The organism is Psychrobacter sp. BI730 (assembly GCF_013414195.1).
In the GTDB taxonomy this organism is placed as follows: domain Bacteria; phylum Pseudomonadota; class Gammaproteobacteria; order Pseudomonadales; family Moraxellaceae; genus Psychrobacter.
This window is the reverse complement of the sequence record NZ_JAATTV010000010.1, coordinates 70,698-86,894: the sequence shown is the minus strand read 5'-3', so window position 1 is coordinate 86,894 and position 16,197 is coordinate 70,698. Positions and strand designations below refer to the sequence as shown.

At 43.0% G+C, this 16,197-nt stretch carries 17 protein-coding genes; 9 read left to right on the top strand and 8 right to left on the bottom strand.

What is annotated here, in order from left to right:
* Positions 1 to 526 precede the first annotated feature (526 nt).
* Positions 527 to 883: a hypothetical protein gene (locus HCZ91_RS09235; protein ID WP_057761933.1), complete on the top strand. Its 357-nt coding sequence runs from the start codon at positions 527 to 529 to the stop codon at positions 881 to 883.
* A gap of 246 nt (positions 884 to 1,129) precedes the next feature.
* Here HCZ91_RS09235 and HCZ91_RS09230 read toward each other — a convergent pair whose 3' ends face one another.
* From HCZ91_RS09230 to rpmI, 5 genes are all read right to left on the bottom strand, one after another.
* Entirely contained in the window at positions 1,130 to 1,429 is a 300-nt protein-coding gene (locus HCZ91_RS09230; RefSeq protein WP_057761935.1) for an integration host factor subunit alpha, read from the bottom strand.
* Positions 1,430 to 1,644: 215 nt separating this feature from the next.
* On the bottom strand, positions 1,645 to 4,044 hold the full coding sequence (pheT, locus tag HCZ91_RS09225; RefSeq protein WP_179799129.1) for a phenylalanine--tRNA ligase subunit beta: 2,400 nt from the start codon (positions 4,042 to 4,044) through the stop codon (positions 1,645 to 1,647).
* A gap of 188 nt (positions 4,045 to 4,232) precedes the next feature.
* Positions 4,233 to 5,288, bottom strand: a complete 1,056-nt coding sequence (pheS, locus tag HCZ91_RS09220; RefSeq protein ID WP_179799128.1) for a phenylalanine--tRNA ligase subunit alpha — start codon at positions 5,286 to 5,288, stop codon at positions 4,233 to 4,235.
* Between the two features lie 326 nt (positions 5,289 to 5,614).
* A complete protein-coding gene (gene rplT, locus HCZ91_RS09215; RefSeq protein ID WP_011281252.1) occupies positions 5,615 to 5,971 on the bottom strand; it encodes a 50S ribosomal protein L20 in 357 nt (118 codons plus the stop codon).
* Positions 5,972 to 6,090: 119 nt separating this feature from the next.
* Positions 6,091 to 6,288 carry a 50S ribosomal protein L35 gene (gene rpmI, locus HCZ91_RS09210; RefSeq protein ID WP_057761939.1) on the bottom strand — a complete coding sequence of 66 codons (198 nt, stop codon included), beginning with the start codon at positions 6,286 to 6,288 and terminating at the stop codon, positions 6,091 to 6,093.
* Positions 6,289 to 6,723: 435 nt separating this feature from the next.
* On the opposite strand from rpmI, the gene HCZ91_RS09205 reads away from it, so the two are divergent.
* The 7 genes from HCZ91_RS09205 (at position 6,724) to HCZ91_RS09175 (ending at position 13,129) form a co-directional block, all read left to right on the top strand.
* Positions 6,724 to 7,167 carry a thioesterase family protein gene (locus HCZ91_RS09205; RefSeq protein WP_101204900.1) on the top strand — a complete coding sequence of 148 codons (444 nt, stop codon included), beginning with the start codon at positions 6,724 to 6,726 and terminating at the stop codon, positions 7,165 to 7,167.
* 195 nt (positions 7,168 to 7,362) lie between these two features.
* Positions 7,363 to 8,223, top strand: coding sequence for a bifunctional phosphoribosyl-AMP cyclohydrolase/phosphoribosyl-ATP diphosphatase HisIE (hisIE, locus tag HCZ91_RS09200; protein WP_179799127.1), 861 nt, complete (start codon positions 7,363 to 7,365; stop codon positions 8,221 to 8,223).
* A 218-nt stretch (positions 8,224 to 8,441) separates the two neighbouring features.
* Positions 8,442 to 8,681: a Sec-independent protein translocase subunit TatA gene (gene tatA / locus HCZ91_RS09195; RefSeq protein ID WP_057761945.1), complete on the top strand. Its 240-nt coding sequence runs from the start codon at positions 8,442 to 8,444 to the stop codon at positions 8,679 to 8,681.
* A 26-nt stretch (positions 8,682 to 8,707) separates the two neighbouring features.
* Entirely contained in the window at positions 8,708 to 9,418 is a 711-nt protein-coding gene (tatB, locus tag HCZ91_RS09190) for a Sec-independent protein translocase protein TatB (RefSeq protein WP_179799126.1), read from the top strand.
* Positions 9,418 to 10,305: a twin-arginine translocase subunit TatC gene (tatC, locus tag HCZ91_RS09185; RefSeq protein WP_179799125.1), complete on the top strand. Its 888-nt coding sequence runs from the start codon at positions 9,418 to 9,420 to the stop codon at positions 10,303 to 10,305. Before tatB ends, tatC begins: the two co-directional genes overlap by 1 nt.
* Before the next feature lie 216 nt (positions 10,306 to 10,521).
* Positions 10,522 to 12,021 carry a UvrD-helicase domain-containing protein gene (locus tag HCZ91_RS09180; RefSeq protein WP_179799124.1) on the top strand — a complete coding sequence of 500 codons (1,500 nt, stop codon included), beginning with the start codon at positions 10,522 to 10,524 and terminating at the stop codon, positions 12,019 to 12,021.
* Positions 12,022 to 12,094: 73 nt separating this feature from the next.
* On the top strand, positions 12,095 to 13,129 hold the full coding sequence (locus tag HCZ91_RS09175) for a tRNA-dihydrouridine synthase (protein ID WP_179799123.1): 1,035 nt from the start codon (positions 12,095 to 12,097) through the stop codon (positions 13,127 to 13,129).
* A 217-nt stretch (positions 13,130 to 13,346) separates the two neighbouring features.
* On the opposite strand, the gene HCZ91_RS09170 is transcribed toward HCZ91_RS09175, so the two are convergent.
* Positions 13,347 to 13,772 (bottom strand): MAPEG family protein, encoded by a 426-nt coding sequence (locus tag HCZ91_RS09170; protein WP_101204928.1) that lies wholly within the window; start codon positions 13,770 to 13,772, stop codon positions 13,347 to 13,349.
* 14 nt (positions 13,773 to 13,786) lie between these two features.
* On the bottom strand, positions 13,787 to 14,200 hold the full coding sequence (locus tag HCZ91_RS09165) for an OsmC family protein (RefSeq protein ID WP_101204893.1): 414 nt from the start codon (positions 14,198 to 14,200) through the stop codon (positions 13,787 to 13,789).
* A gap of 475 nt (positions 14,201 to 14,675) precedes the next feature.
* Here HCZ91_RS09165 and HCZ91_RS09160 point away from each other — a divergent pair, with 475 nt between their 5' ends.
* Positions 14,676 to 15,194, top strand: coding sequence for an RNA pyrophosphohydrolase (locus HCZ91_RS09160; protein WP_057761956.1), 519 nt, complete (start codon positions 14,676 to 14,678; stop codon positions 15,192 to 15,194).
* 105 nt (positions 15,195 to 15,299) lie between these two features.
* Here the strand turns inward: HCZ91_RS09160 and HCZ91_RS09155 are convergent, their stop codons facing one another.
* Positions 15,300 to 16,133 (bottom strand): NRDE family protein, encoded by an 834-nt coding sequence (locus HCZ91_RS09155; protein WP_179799122.1) that lies wholly within the window; start codon positions 16,131 to 16,133, stop codon positions 15,300 to 15,302.
* Positions 16,134 to 16,197 lie beyond the last annotated feature (64 nt).

Sequence of the window (16,197 nt, the reverse complement as noted above, 5' to 3'; positions counted from 1 at the left end):
TAGATTGATTCATTATTTCTATTAACCACTATCTCTATTAGCCACTACTTCTATTAATCATTAATTATGTTATATATTATTTGGCCAGTTAATTTACGCTATGACCTAGTCTACTATCCTAAAAGCAAGTAGAAACCTATAAAATTGCTAACTTAACTAGGATTTATGTAATATAGGACCATAATCGGACTATTTAATTCAATTCTTACCCATAAAAACGGGGCTAATATCGAAAATTCGAGACAAAAAATGAGAACCAAAAGAGGTCTTAATCCCTCTGATGTCATTGATTATACGTCGATTAATCTAGCCTCTTGTATTAAAAAGTATATCGGATAGAGAAAGTAAAATATTATTTTAAATTTTATTGTTACTTAATTGTACAGGCTATTTCTATTTACTTAGAAAACCTATAGAATGCGTGGAAGCTGAGTAGCTGCGACTAAGACTAGTTGAATTCTGAGAAATCTCGGATTTCGACCTTTGTTGCTGCTACTGCTCATTTCATTTTTCCGGAGAAAACCATATGAAACTTAAATTACTTGCTCTAGCTGGTATCATGACTGCAACTATGGGCCTTACTGCCTGTGATAGCAGCAAAGAAAACGCTGCTGAAGATTTATCTGACGCGCAAGAAGAAGTGCAAGACGCTTCTGAAGAGCTAAACGAAGCTGCTGCTGAAGGCGAAATGACTGCTGATGCTGACGCTGCTGTTGCTGGCGCTGAAGCTGACATCGCTGATGCACAAGCTGCAACTGCTACTGACGAAATGGACGCTGAAGTTCCTGTAGACGGCGATACCACTAGCGTAGACGTAGCTAGCGAAACTGATACTGCTGCTGTTGAAGCTTCTGACGAAGTAGTAGTTGAAGAAGCTCAGTAATTTATTGTTCATACAATAGATAAACTGTAGTAAAAAAAAGAGAGCCTATGCTCTCTTTTTTTATGTCTATCATTTATGATTTTAGTAGGTTTCTACTTTATAGATAACCCTAATATGCGATGCGTGCTCCAATATCGAAATACATAGATGTACGCAAAAATAACTAAGTGCAAATACGCACTAGCATTCTTATAAACTCACGATAAAACAGACACACTATCGTTCAGAGCGGTGCCAAACTAAGTATTAGCTATCAAACAAACGCTCGTCAACCTTCTGGCGAAATTTCTGCCCTGTTTTAAAAGTAACCACACGGCGCGCGGATACTGCAACAGGCTCCCCTGTTTTCGGGTTACGGCCTGGACGGCTGTTTTTATCTTTAAGCTCAAAGTTGCCAAAGCCTGAAAGCTTGACCTCTTTGCCATCAATCAAACTCTCTGACAGCTCATCAAAAAAGTTCTCCACCAGACAGCGACCTTCTTGGCGTGTTAGGTTTAGGTGACTCATCAAGTGCTCAATCATGTCAGATTTGGTTAAGGTGCTCACAGTACGACTCCTATGCTATGTCGTGATGTCGAATATCATGGTTTAGCGGTATGAGGGTTAAGGCTAGCTATTATAAAGGTTTTTTGACCATTTTTTAACAAAGTCTTTATTAAAATCCTTTATTAATAACCACTTAACTTATGCTATGAATAGCAATGCTCCGTAGCCTCATGGTAAAAAGACTACAGAGCATTGGGGATAATACTTACTAAATGTTAGCTGTCGCGCAGCTGTACTGAATGCTGGTCAGTTAGCGCTTGTACCACTTTATCTGTGGCAGTCTTGACGGCTTCGTCAGACAACGTTTGCGTACTGTCTTGCCATATTAGTGCAAACGCTAGTGAGCGCTGACCTTCTGGTACTTTGTCACCTTGATAGACATCAAATAACCAAAGATCAGTCAACAAATTACCTGCCGCAGTTCGCACCGTTGTCTCTAGTGTCTGCAAACTGATGTCACTGTCTACCAAGATAGCAATATCGCGGCGTACTTGCGGGAACTTGCTTGGTGTCGTGATAGCATGCTGCTCACGTGCAATCGTCAATAGCGGTGCCAGTGACAATTGAGCGACCCAGGTAGTTGGCAGATCTAATTGCTTAGCAGTATTTGGATGCAACTGACCCAACCAACCAACATATACATCATCGATATATAACTCAGCGCTTTGTCCTGGATGCAGGAAGCTTAGCGTACTACGCTCGTAGCGGATACGTGCGCTATCGATTTGTGCTGGTAATAACTGCTCAATATCATGCTTTAGGTCATAAAAATCTAAGGCGCGGTTTTGATAAGCTTGTTCGCTCCATATATCACCAACTGCAACTAAAGCAATACTTGGCGTTTGTACTAAGTCCCTGATACTTTGTCCAACAAAGCTAAGACCCGTCTCAAAGAAACGTACGCGTGGCTGCTGGCGATTTAAATTATATTGTACGCAAGGCAGTAGACTCGATAGCAAGGTACGACGCATAACGGCCAAATCACTAGAGATAGGGTTTGCCAGTGCCAACACCTCACCCAGTGCTTCGTCGTCAAGCAATGCTTCTAGTTTTGCATCACTAAAGCTAAAGCTAATCGCTTCCATATAGCCGTTGTCGACTAATGATAGCTTCATTTCATGGGTTAAATCTGCAGTATCATCATAATCCATGCTGACTTGCAAATGTGGCAGGACGCTTGGAATATTGTCATAGCCATAGATACGAGCAATCTCTTCGATTAAATCCTCGCGGATACTCATATCAAAACGGTAAGATGGCGGCTTACAAATCAGTGAATCGCTTTGCTGCTCTACGTCAAAACCCAGTTGGGTCAAGATACGTACCATCTCAGATGGCTCAATATCAATCCCAATGACATCGCTAACTTTCGCGATTGGCAATGTAATCGGTGCGCGTGCTGGCAAATGCTCAAGATTTTCGGCCGTGACTATTTGTCCTGCTTCCCCGCCAGTAATACTGGTGATTAAATCACAAGCTCGTGCCAACGCTAATGCTGGCAATTCAAAGTCGACGCCACGCTCAAAACGCTGAGATGCGTCCGTATGTAGCCCAAAACGACGTGCGCGCGCAGCGATAGCTAACTGATTAAAGAAAGCACTTTCTACAACGATATTGGTAGTGCTATCGGTGACACTGCTACGCTGACCACCCATAATGCCAGCCAGTGCCAAGGCACCTTTGTCATCAGCAATCACAAGCTCGTCACCCGTCAAGGTAACAGTTTGCTCATTTAGCAAAGTAATGGTTTCATCAGGCTGTGCCAAACGTACAACGATATCACCTTCGATCGTGTCTGCGTCAAACGCATGTAACGGTTGACCCAATTCCATCAATACATAGTTGGTCACATCGACCAAGAAGTTATGTGAACGTAGTCCTGATTGTACCAGCGCATCTTGCATCCATTTCGGAGTATCAATGCTACGATCAATATTACGAATCGATTGCAACAGATAGCGAGGGCACGCTTCCTTTGCATCGACTGTCACGGCTGGCGTTGCAGCAGTGCCAGCAGTATTGGCCGAGATTTCTGGCATTTGTACAGGTAAATCGTTGATGACTGATATTTCGCGAGCGATACCACGTACGCTAAAGCAATCACCACGGTTTGGGGTGATAGAGATATCCAATATTTGATTATCTAGACCTAGATATTCACGGATATCCGTACCAACTGGTGCATCTTCAGGCAGCTCAAGCAAGCCATCTATATCATCGACTAAATCAATTTCAGAAGCACCGCATAGCATGCCGTTTGAGGCCACACCGCGTAGCTTACTCTTTTTGATTTTAAACCCTTTCTTATCATCGCTTGGCAATACCGCACCAACGGTAGCAACCGGTGCTTTCATACCGACGGTCACATTAGGCGCGCCGCAGACAATTTGTAGCGGCTCAGCATCACCGATATTTACTTGAGTGACATGTAATTTATCTGCATCAGGATGCTGCTCAACGCTGATGACTTCACCGACAACCACACCGCTAAAAGCACGGGCAACCGCATAGCGATCATCAATCTCAAGACCTGCCATAGTCAACTGTTCGGCTAACTGTTCGCTAGTATTTGTAGGGTTTACCCACTGACGTAGCCACTGTTCGCTAATTTTCATAAATATCTCGGATCAGAATTTTATAATAAAGATGTTGGAGTAAAGCTTGGCGAATTCACTTGCTATAGTCAATCCTATATAAATCAGATACAGCGTCAGGCTCGCTCAGTCTACGATTTGTAGCACTTTCACTCGCCTTCCTTGGATCTAAATTATCTTGAACTGACTATATAGGTATAAGGAAAACTCTAGCCAAATTGCTTTAAGAAGCGCACGTCGTTTTGGAAAAACAAGCGCAAGTCATCAATACCGTAATACAGCATCGCAAAGCGCTCGATACCCATACCAAAAGCAAAGCCTGTGTATTTGTCGCTATCGATACCGCAATTGGTCAATACTTGTGGATGTACCATGCCGCAGCCCATCACTTCAAGCCATTTGCCATTATCATCTAAGATATCCACTTCTGCTGAAGGCTCAGTGAATGGGAAAAACGACGGACGGAAACGTACGGTCAGCTCTTTGGCAAAAAATGCTTCTAGAAACTCACTGATTAAACCTTTTAGCTCAGCAAAAGTGCTCGACTCGGTGACCATAAGGCCTTCTAGCTGATGGAACATTGGCGAGTGGGTTTGGTCTGAGTCATTACGATAAACACGGCCTGGGCAAATGATGCGAATCGGCGGCTCATTTTTTTCCATGGTACGAATCTGAACAGGACTAGTGTGCGTACGCAGTAGATAATGCGCATCGAAATAAAAGGTGTCATGCATCGCGCGCGCAGGATGATGCGACGGGATATTCAACGCTTCAAAATTATAGTAGTCGCTCTCGACTTCAGGGCCAGTTGCGACATTGAAGCCCGCTTGAATAAAGTACTGCTGCATACGCTGAGTAATCATGGTTACTGGATGCAGATGACCTTTTTGACCACCGCGAGCAGGCAAAGTAATATCAATGCTCTCGGCCTCCAACTTGGCATTGAGCGCTGCGACTTCTAGTTGCTGCTGTTGGTCTGTCAGTGCTTGCTGAATGCGGCTACGCACTTGATGCAACCAGCCGCCATAAGTTTTTTTATCGTCAGCATCGAGCTTGCCCATCTGCTTTGACCAGCCCGTTAACGGACTCTTTTTACCAGTCAATTGCACACGCAAATCTTGTAGTGTACGCGCATCAGTTACTTGTAGGATTAGAGCTTCAGCAGCATTTGCAAATTCGGTAAGCTGAGCTTCGTTAAGCTCATTAAGCTCTGAAGACAAGGTCGGTAGCGCCGACAAGTCGTTGGTGGCAGCAGGGTTAGTCATAAGACGCATTATTCCTGATTTGAACGGACTATTAATTGTAGGGATTTGACCAAATATTGCAAACCATTTATCTAGTTATGTTTATATAAAAGATTAATATAAAGGCTGGTTATAAGAATGGCTTGAATATTTAGACGATGATAAGCGTATTTCACTCAACAAAGTTCAATATAGAGCACACTTAAAATAATTTAATATAAAAAAAGCCACCGACCAGCGGTAGCTTTTATTAATATCATACTATTAATCAATATTAGTCCTATCCATTTAGACAATTGCTTATAAATAATTATTTAAAAGCATCATACCTAAAGGACGGTTAATATTTAGGCCAATTCCGCTTTTGCTTTTTCGACCAATGCTGTGAAAGTCGCTGCATCATGCATAGCGATGTCTGCTAGAACGCGACGATCGATTGCGATGTTTGCTTTTTTCATGCCATTGATGAAGCGGCTATAGCTTAAGCCGTTTAAGCGTGCACCAGCATTGATACGTGCGATCCAAAGACGACGGAAAGTACGTTTCTTGTTGCGACGGTCACGATAAGCATATTGACCAGCTTTGGTCACTGCCTGTACCGCTACGCGGTAAACACGTGAACGGGCACCATAGTAGCCTTTTGCGCGCTTTAAGATTTTTTTGTGACGGCGATTTGCCTGTACACCACGTTTTACACGGGCCATAATTTACTCCAAGATTTTTTAATCACTGTTAAGCGAGTGATGATGCCGTTAAATAACAAACATCATTGTCAGATTGCAAAGTCAAATATTTTCAATCAAAGATAGATGACGGTAGGCTATTAAATGTATGGGCACATACGACGAACTGCTGCTTCGTCAGACTTGTGCACCAACTTAAGACCACGCAATTGGCGAATACGCTTAGCTGATTTCTTGGTCAAAATATGGCTTTTGAATGCTTGCTTACGCTTGAAGCCATTCGCTGTTTTTTTGAAGCGTTTAGCTGCGCCGCTTCTGGTTTTCATCTTAACTTTCATGATGATTTGCCTCTTTTTCTGTTTTAGAACCTGGTCGTCAAATAGTCATACTGAATAATCGTTATATAAATAACCACTAAACCTCTATTTGCCTCGAGGTGGGAGGCGCTATTTTAGCAGATAGTGCCTTGTTTTGCCAAGTAAAGTTTTGGCGAGGTTTTAGTAGACAATAAAGACAAGTCACCAGCATCAAATAAGCGATAGCGGCTCTCCTAAAAGCACCAATAAAACGGCTGATTTTTATCCAAATAGATTGAATGTCAGCCTAAGCTGTGCTTAAGTAGAGACTGAGCTATATCTTTATATAAACACTATTAAAACCCGCTTATTTACTATAAAAATTTAGGCTGTAATATATAGCTATAACGATAACAATGCTGCCAACATATAGCGCGATAAGTAGAACAATCTTTGGCCATCACTCTAGGAGATAGTGTGTCAAAACAAGAGTTAGTATTCGACGACGACTTGTTTGTTTTTGAGACAGTGATGCGTGTGCGTCATACGGAAGCCGACGCAGGACAGCATATGACGGTCGAATCTCTGACAGCGCTATTGTCCGAAGCACGGCTAAGGTTTTTATATGCTAAAGGTATCAAAGAAATTAACGCAGACCATCAAGGATTGATAATAGATAAATTGCAGCTAGATATTGTAAGCCGTATCCGCGTACGAGAAGAGCTGTTATTTGAAGTTGGTGTTGAGCCAATATATGATAATGGCGGTAATATAATCCTAAAGGTCACGCGGATGCACACGGGCGAAATAGTAGCAAAAGCGCGCCAGCATTTTAGAGGTTACGACTTTAACCTCAATAAAGTGACTAAGCTTGATAATACGATTAAAGAAGCGTTGTATCCGCATTTATTTAGACTGTAGAATCGCTTATTATCAATAGTATGCTGTTCATTTAGATTTAGCATAATTGCACTCTATAGCGCATTTAGCTGACATCATATTGCTAGCTGTCAGCATATTGCAGAGCATTTCAGATAATCTCCCCGCTTTAATCATAAGTAGTATAATTGCTTATCACTCTTTTTCACTTTCTACCTATAAGACGACAAATACATTATGACTTTACCTGCTTGGCTGACTGCCGTAACTTTTAATGATGATGGTTTGATTCCTGCAATTGCTCAAGATCATCAGACAGGTCGTATTTTGATGATGGCGTGGATGAATGCAGAAGCATTACAGCTCACTGCACAAACACAGACAGCGGTTTATTTTTCGCGCTCGCGTGCCAAGCTGTGGCATAAAGGTGAGTCATCAGGTCATACGCAAACCGTGCATGATATTCGTCTAGACTGTGATGCAGATGTGATTGTGCTTAGTGTCACTCAGGCTGGCGGCATTGCTTGCCATACGGGACGTGAATCTTGCTTTTATCAGCGGTTGGATTTATCAGGTCAAACGCCTGAATGGCAAACTGTCGATAAAGTATTAAAAGACCCTGCAGATATTTATCATTCTCATGACTCTACTAGCGAAACTTATGAAACGGAAAACACTGGCGCAAATACTGACTCTACTGATATGTCTCAATCACAATCTGATACAGCTCAAGCGCAAGTCGATAAAGCCTCTGTCTTGCAGCAGCTTGATAGCGTATTAGCAGAGCGTAAAAAAGCCGATGCCGACAGCTCTTATGTGGCTAGTCTGTATGCCAAAGGATTAAATAAGATATTAGAAAAAGTCGGTGAAGAGAGTACAGAAAGTATCATCGCTGCCAAAGATTTTGCTAACTGTGATGAGAGTACAGACAAAGCAAGCTATGATGAAGCTCGTCATGAGCTGATCTATGAAGTCGCCGATGTCTGGTTCCATACCTTGGTTGGGCTAGCATGGTTTGATATAGAGTCGGATGCCGTGTTAAACGAGCTAGGCAGACGTTTTGGGTTATCCGGTATCGATGAAAAAGCCGCTAGATAAGCCTAAATAAAAAATAAACGTCTATTTTATTTGATTATTGTTGCTTTCACCTATTTGTAATAAGTGCAGGTTATAATATAGCTCTGTTTTATCTCGCATTATATGTCGATGCTTTTTGTTTGCTAGATAGACCTTTTTGCAAACTAACAGCAGGCATATAAAGACTGAAAACCAAGTCACAAAACTAGGTCACAAAACCAAGTCACAAGGATACCATTATGGGTAGTTTTTCTATTACACATTGGCTGATACTATTGGTCGTTGTCGTTGTCGTGTTTGGCACCTCAAAACTCAGAAATGCTGGTAAAGATTTGGGCGGTGCTGTCAAAGGTTTTAAAGAAGCTGTTAAAGATGAAAATACAGAGCATGCCAAAAAACACGCGGTTCTTGACCACGATGCGACGGCACACACTGAAGAGCGCTCAACCACCAAGGTTGATGATAAGCATAACGTATAGCATCTAAACAGTGACATCGGACCATTATGTTTGATATCGGGTTTTCTGAACTACTTCTCTTCGGCGTTATCGCCCTAATCGTACTGGGCCCAGAAAAACTGCCGCAGGCAGCGCGCACGGCTGGGCAATGGTACGCCAAAATTCGCCGTACAGTCTCAACATTGCAGTCTGAAATAGAGGCTGAGCTTGACTTGGCTGAGACGCGTCAGCAAATGCAAAAAGAACTTGCCAAAATTCGCCAGACCGAAGCTGAAATGAGGCGTGAAATGGCTGAAATGCGCGGCAATATGAAAGCTTTTGAAAGCTCACATAGTCCTGCTTCGATAGCTTCTGAAGCATCTACGAATGCTGAAAATAGTAAGGGTGACGAAGCTCATGAAAATAACCGCACACAAAAGCAGCAACCAGCCACGCCAAAAGCATTCGACTATGCTTATGCCACTGACGAGCAGACAAATACATTAGAAAATGGTCACTTATCGAAGCGCGGTCACAGCGGTGACAATATAGATGATCCAAATGTAGATGATGCAAATGTGGGCGATCACGCCAAGGCAGCGCCAGTTGTTCAGACCATCACTACTCGTCCATGGGAAAACATGTGGTTTCGGCTGGGCGCTTATGACAAAGCACGTCGGCTCCCAATGCCACCATATGTGCCAAATTATAAAGCGGATGCCCTACTCAACAGTCCTGCCAACATGCAGACTTCTGACCATAAGCAGGAGACTGACTGATGCAACTACTCAAACGCAAAAAAAGCCGCCAAGAAAAACTCGCGATTTCAGATACTCCTGCTTTAGATAGCATTGATCAAGGTGATGAAGCAACAACTGATAGCACTCAAAACGAATCATCAGATGACGTCTTAAGCCCTTTGGCTGATATGCCTATTACCGAGCATTTGATTGAGCTGCGTCGGCATTTGATCAAAATATGTGTGGCGGTACTGATAATATTTTTAGGCTTGGTCGGCTATTCGCGCGAGCTATATAACTTGTTGTCTGACCCATTAGTTGCACAGTTACCCGCCAACTCGACCATGATTGCCACCGATATCACGTCAAACTTTATGGCACCGATACGTTTGACCGTATTTGTAGCCGCGTTTTTGGCGATGCCCTATATCCTTTATCAAATTTGGTCATTTGTAGCGCCCGGTCTGTATAAAAAAGAAAAGAAAATTGCTATTCCAGTGCTGCTATCCTCTATATTTTTGTTTTATGCTGGTGTGGCTTTTTCTTACTTTATTGTGCTCAAAGGGGTCTTAAAGTTCTTTATCATGTTTGCCCCGCAAAACGTACTACCCATGACAGATATCGACAGCTATCTCAGTTTTGCCTTAAAATTATTTATGGTATTCGGCTTAACGTTTGAAATTCCAGTCGTTACTTTGCTATTGATATTGGCAGGTATTGTCTCCATTCAGAGCTTAGAAGAAAAACGTCGTTATATCATTGTGGGCTGTTTTGCTGTGGCTGCCGTTGTCACGCCGCCCGATGGCGTATCGATGCTCATGCTAGCGATTCCGATGTGGTTGTTGTTTGAGCTTGGTTTGTTTTTGGCGAAGATTCTAATCAAAGAAGAGCCCAGTCCTACTCTCATATCGACAGACAAAGAATAAAACACTTATCAGTCTAATCCAGACTAAAATAAAGTTATTGATTACATATAGCTATGCGTTAAACTACCATTACACCGTTTTATTCTTGCCTCATTAGTAAGCTGATTGCTTACTATCACGTTTTAGCATCACCATCATCTATAAGCCATTGTTTACCCAGTGGCTTTTTTTGCCCCTTTTGTTTTTAATCAATTTTTGTATTTAGGTAGCTTTATTATGTCCGCATCTATGCCAGCTTATATGAGCGATCCCACTGACGAGCAGCTGAGCGCGCTGAATATGGCGATGGATCACAAGTCGTTTAAAGTAGTCGCTTATGCGGGTGCCGGTAAGACAACGACGCTCAAGCTAATCGGTGAGCGCCTACGCGGACGCGGCCTATATCTGGCTTTTAACAAAGCGATTGCCAATGATGCTCGTTCAAAGTTTCCGCCGCATGTAGAATGCCGTACTTTTCATTCACTAGCTTATCGTCATGTCGCTCGTGATATTACCGCCAAGCTATCTTTGCCACGATTTTCACCCAAGCGCCTCGGTGATGATTTGGGACTACAGCCTGTGCAAGTACGTCGACAAATGGATGGGATTAATAAATATATTACGCTGACGCCAGCACGACTATCGCGTTTCGTCAGCGATGCGGTCAGTAACTTCTGTAGCACGCATGCCAGCTACCCTGCGCCAAGGCACATACTGTTCCCAAGCTGGCTCGATGACTCAGATGCAGAGCAGCTACGCGAGATGCTCTACCCTGCTGTTGAGCAGCGCTGGTTACAGTCGATTGATGCGCGTCACCCTGCTGGTATTGGCCATGATATTTATCTCAAGCTTTGGGCACTATCTAAGCCTAGTATCCCAGCGGACTTTATCTTATTTGATGAAGCACAGGATGCCGACCCATTGATGATGGGTATCTTGACCCAGCAGTCGAGACAAGTCATCTATGTGGGCGATGCGCATCAGCAGATTTATGAATGGCGCGGTGCGGTCAATGCGATGAAAAAACTGCCATTACCACAGACGTTATTGACACAGTCTTTTCGCTTTGGTGAGCCGATTGCAGAAGTGGCCAATACCCTATTAAAAGCACTACAAGAGGACGTACCGCTAAAAGGCAATCCGAATAAACAGTCCTCTACCGATAAGGGCATGGTACACAGTAAGAAAGATGCTATTTTGTGCCGTACCAACGCTGCTGCCATGTCACAACTTTTGACAGGTTTAAAGCACGGGCATCGAGTGGCATTACAAGCAGATACCGACCGTATGCTCAAATTCTGTCAAGCAGCCGAAAACTTAAAAAACGGTAAATCGGCTTACGGTGTACCTGAGCTGGCGTATTTTTATAATTGGGGTGATGTACAAGAATATGCCGAAACCAATGAGGGTAGCGACCTCAAAACACTGGTCAAACTGGTCGATGACCATGGTACTAATGTACTAAGCCAAGCGGTCAATAGTCTGACTAGCATTGAAAACGCTGACTATGTCATCTCTACTGCTCATAAAGCCAAAGGGCTTGAATGGGGAAAAGTACAACTAGATGATGATTTTTACTACGATGTGACAACCAATGCAGTCAAGATCAGTCCAGAAGAGCTGCGTTTGCTTTATGTTGCTTGCACGCGTGCGCAAAGCAATTTGGATATTCATAATATTAAAGACTTGATATCAGGATTACAGACGGGCAAAAAAGTGATTTTTGGTAATACTTAATTACCCTACACCTTTGTCAGCCTCAAGTTTTATTCAATCTCTTATAACGACCCTTTAGCAGTGAATCACCAGCATGAATAATAGCCAGCAACTTCAAACGCGTCAAAATACTATTAATCAGTTATTTGCATCTCCCGTGCGTTTGCTCGCGCCTATGGAGGGCTTAACCGATCCATTAATGCGCCAAATCTTAACCCAAATTGCGTCTGACTTGGGGTGTCCTTATGATTGGTCAGTCAGTGAATTTATTCGCATCACTCAGCACGTCTTACCTGCGCATGTGTTTTATAAATATGTGCCTGAGCTACATCATGATGCCAAAACGGCCTCTGGTACGCCCATTCATGTACAGATTTTGGGTAGCGAAGCACAGCTTATGGCCGAAAACGCCGCGTACGCTTGTGAGCTCGGTGCGCCTGCTATCGACATCAACTTTGGATGTCCTGCAAAAACGGTCAATAGTCATCGCGGTGGTTCAGTACTGCTGGATGAACCTGAAACCATGTATCAGATTATCAGTGCCGTACGCCAAGCCGTTCCCGCCCATATACCAGTATCAGCTAAGATTCGTCTGGGCTATACCGACACTAGCCGAATGGATGATATTCGCGGCGCGATTGCTTCTAGCGGCGCCGACTGGCTGACCATTCATGCACGTACTAAAACCCAAGGCTATAAGCCGCCTGCCTATTGGGACAAAATCCAGAGCTTTAATGCGCTCGATATTCCAGTCATTGCCAATGGAGAAATTTGGAACTTTGAGCATGCGCAAAATTGTATGACACAAGCAGGTACACCGCATTTGATGTTAGGTCGCGGCGCAGTAACACGTCCTGATTTAGTGGCACAGGTTGATAATGATACTGAAAAAAGTACTGACAGCGTAGAGAATACGGCTACGTTGTCATGGCAAGATTTGATTGCCCATCAGATTAAGTTTTTGGAAGGTGAGGCAAAGAACGACGTGGTATTGGTTGGACGCTATAAGCAATGGCTAGGTATGCTCACCAAAGGCTATGTTGAGGCGCAAACAGTGTGGGAAGGTATTAAACGAGAGAAAAATAAAGCGGTGATTATTAGCGCCCTACAAGCAAGCGTACGAGATTAATCACCTGCTTGTATTTGAGCGTTTTGGCAGTTACGGATATTTTTACTAGGGTGTGTCCTCATTTCAAAAATGGAGATAAAAATGAGATAAATTACCGTCAAACGAGAAAAATAGCGTAGATAATATCGAGATACTAGCAAGCGATTTGACGCTGTTTGGCAAAATTTAGCCATTTTTAATCCGTTTAGATAACTGTCGTTTGAATTGAGGACATGCCCTAGACGCTGACTCGTATCGCTAAATAAAATAGCATTAGACAACATGCCATTGATAGTACCCAGAGGATAGAGCGGAACATTGCCAAATTAGTAATATACGCCACACAAAAACCAATTCGTATCATCACATACAGCCAAGCCAATACGTTGATAATCGACTGCGGTACAAAGAACAGCATAGCTACCAATACTGCTGCCAAAAACACTGGCAAGGTTTCATAGCTGTTTTGTTGTGCTGCATTAGCACGTGCTGCCAGGCCTGTCGCATTTTGAAAAAATTCGCGAGGATGTGCATTATTTCTGATTCTAAAGCCACCAGATACTTTCGCAACGATTGACACCGCCCATGGCAATAGACTTGCTACCACCATGGCTAAAATGGCAGACGCCACTTTGTCAGTTACCAACTCAAAAAATGCACTTATCATTATATAAGTTCCTAGCTTGCAACCACTTCGAAATCATGGGTGATATTGACCCCACCTGCTACTAACATACGGCTGGCAGAACAGTATTTTTCTGCTGATAACTGGATGGCTTTTTCGACTTGTTTTTCTTTGACATCTTGACCAGTGACAACGAAATGCATATGAATATCAGTATAGACCGCTGGTATAGTTTCAGCGCGCTGGGCGGTTAGCTCACAACGTACATCCGTCACTGCTTGGCGTGATTTTTGTAAAATCTCTACGACATCATAACTGGCGCAACCACCTAGTCCTAGCAAAATCAGCTCCATTGGGCTTGAGCCTTTTTCTTTATCAGCATCGATTTGTACATTATGTCCTGATGGTGACACACCCATAAAGGCTTTATTCTCTTGCCATATGACGCTTGCTTTTGATTCTGACATTGTAGATGTTCCTTATTTTAAATGGCGTATTGCCTATTATTATTGTGTGAATGATATATTGCCCAGCTAGTGTAGCATAAGCCAAAGCAAGATTTTATAGGCTCATTGTTTTGCTACTAGCTCACCAGTGAAATCTGTGCTTTTACCACTTTATACATATAGAAATAGTGGAGTTCGATAGTTTACTAAATAATCGTATGTTCATCCGCCTATTACTACTCATCAACACTTGCCTAAAAATGCCGTATAAAAACCTACAAAAGTTTGCTTGTAAATAGTTGATTTTAAAAGGTAAAACTCGTGAAACATTTTATAGCAAAATACTGTTACACATTTTGCTTGTTTCTTGGTTTAATAACGGTAATGAATCTTGTTTTGAGCGGATATCGATAACAATCACCTTATAATAATTACGATTGCTGTCACGGTTTCAAGTCAAAACAAGCTATTTTTAAACAAATTAAAAGGTTTAGTCATGATAGATGCAGACGGCTTTCGCGCCAACGTCGGCATCATCTTGGCAAATACACAAGGGCAGGTTCTGTGGGCAAAACGTATTGGTCACAACGCTTGGCAATTTCCGCAGGGTGGTATCGACCGCGGGGAGACGCCGATGGATGCAATGTATCGCGAGCTCTGGGAAGAGGTCGGCTTACATCCGCGTCACGTAGACTTATTGGCAGTCACGCAAGACTGGTTGCGCTATCGTTTGCCAAAACGTTATGTACGTCATGGTCAGCATCCCTTATGTATTGGGCAAAAACAAAAATGGTTTTTGCTACGCTTAGATGAGCCAAATACTCAACATATCCGCTTTGATGAAGGGAAACCTGAATTTGACCATTGGCAATGGGTCAGCTACTGGTATCCACTCGGACAAGTAATTCACTTTAAACGAGGCGTTTATCGTCGTGCCTTGCAAGAATTGGTACGCGAACTCCCGCTAAAGCAAGAGCTGATCATTCCTGAGCAAAATAATCACCTGCTGATGTAATGAATCACTTAATAGTACAATAGTACGATGCAAAACACCCACGATAGTAGCTAGAATGTTAGCAATTACCGTGGGTGTTTTTTTATTATCTACTAACAGTCATTGTCAGTGACTATGATTATGATTGTCAAACTCTCGGCTAACAATATCAGCTATGTAGTTTGCTCCCGTATCTCTCTCTTTGCGCAACGTTAAGATGCTTTGAGTGCGGGTACCATAAGTAGGTTTACTAGTTTCAGTGTCGCCAAAAGCGACGGGTTCAATATAAACAGACGATAACATCTGCTCTACTTCAAATACCACGCCAGTCATAGGCAGTTTGTCTTCTGGTGCTTTGATATTATCTGACAAAACGTTAAAAGCCGCCTCTTGCCAATACGCAGGCGAGCTATCCTCTGCAATCAATGGCAGCACCTCTTGACGTAGTCGCCCGCGCAACCGCTCTGTCTTAAACCAACTGTCCTCTGGTTGACCATTAGAGATAACATGTAGACCTGCATATAATGGCGTAGGTGCATGACCACGATTATTGACGATCACAGCTTGCGCAGCATCGCCAATGATCAGATTAAAACCCGCATAATCCTGCAAATCAATCTGCCGTGCAAAATCCATTGGACTTAGAGTTCCTATCAAGAATTCGGTGACCAGCGCGCCCCGCGAGCGCTCATCACTGCTTGCTTGCACCCCATCACGAAAGTTCAACACCGCAGCCCAGCGCCCATTCTGTTCATAATACTCTGCACTCTGCGCTGGTGACGCGTTCTGATGAATGCCTAACCACGTGCCACCGCTTTGTTTATCACGACCAGCATAAATAGGTTGATCAGACCACTGGTGGAGCGGCTCAGTTGGGCGCTGCAAAAATTCATCACGGTTAGACAGTAGGACCAGCGGTAGCTCATCAAATAATTGCCAAGCAATAGCGACAATACACATAGCTTTCCTTTTATAATAATTTTCGTTATTCGGGTAATTCTTAATAGAGGCAAAGATATTATTT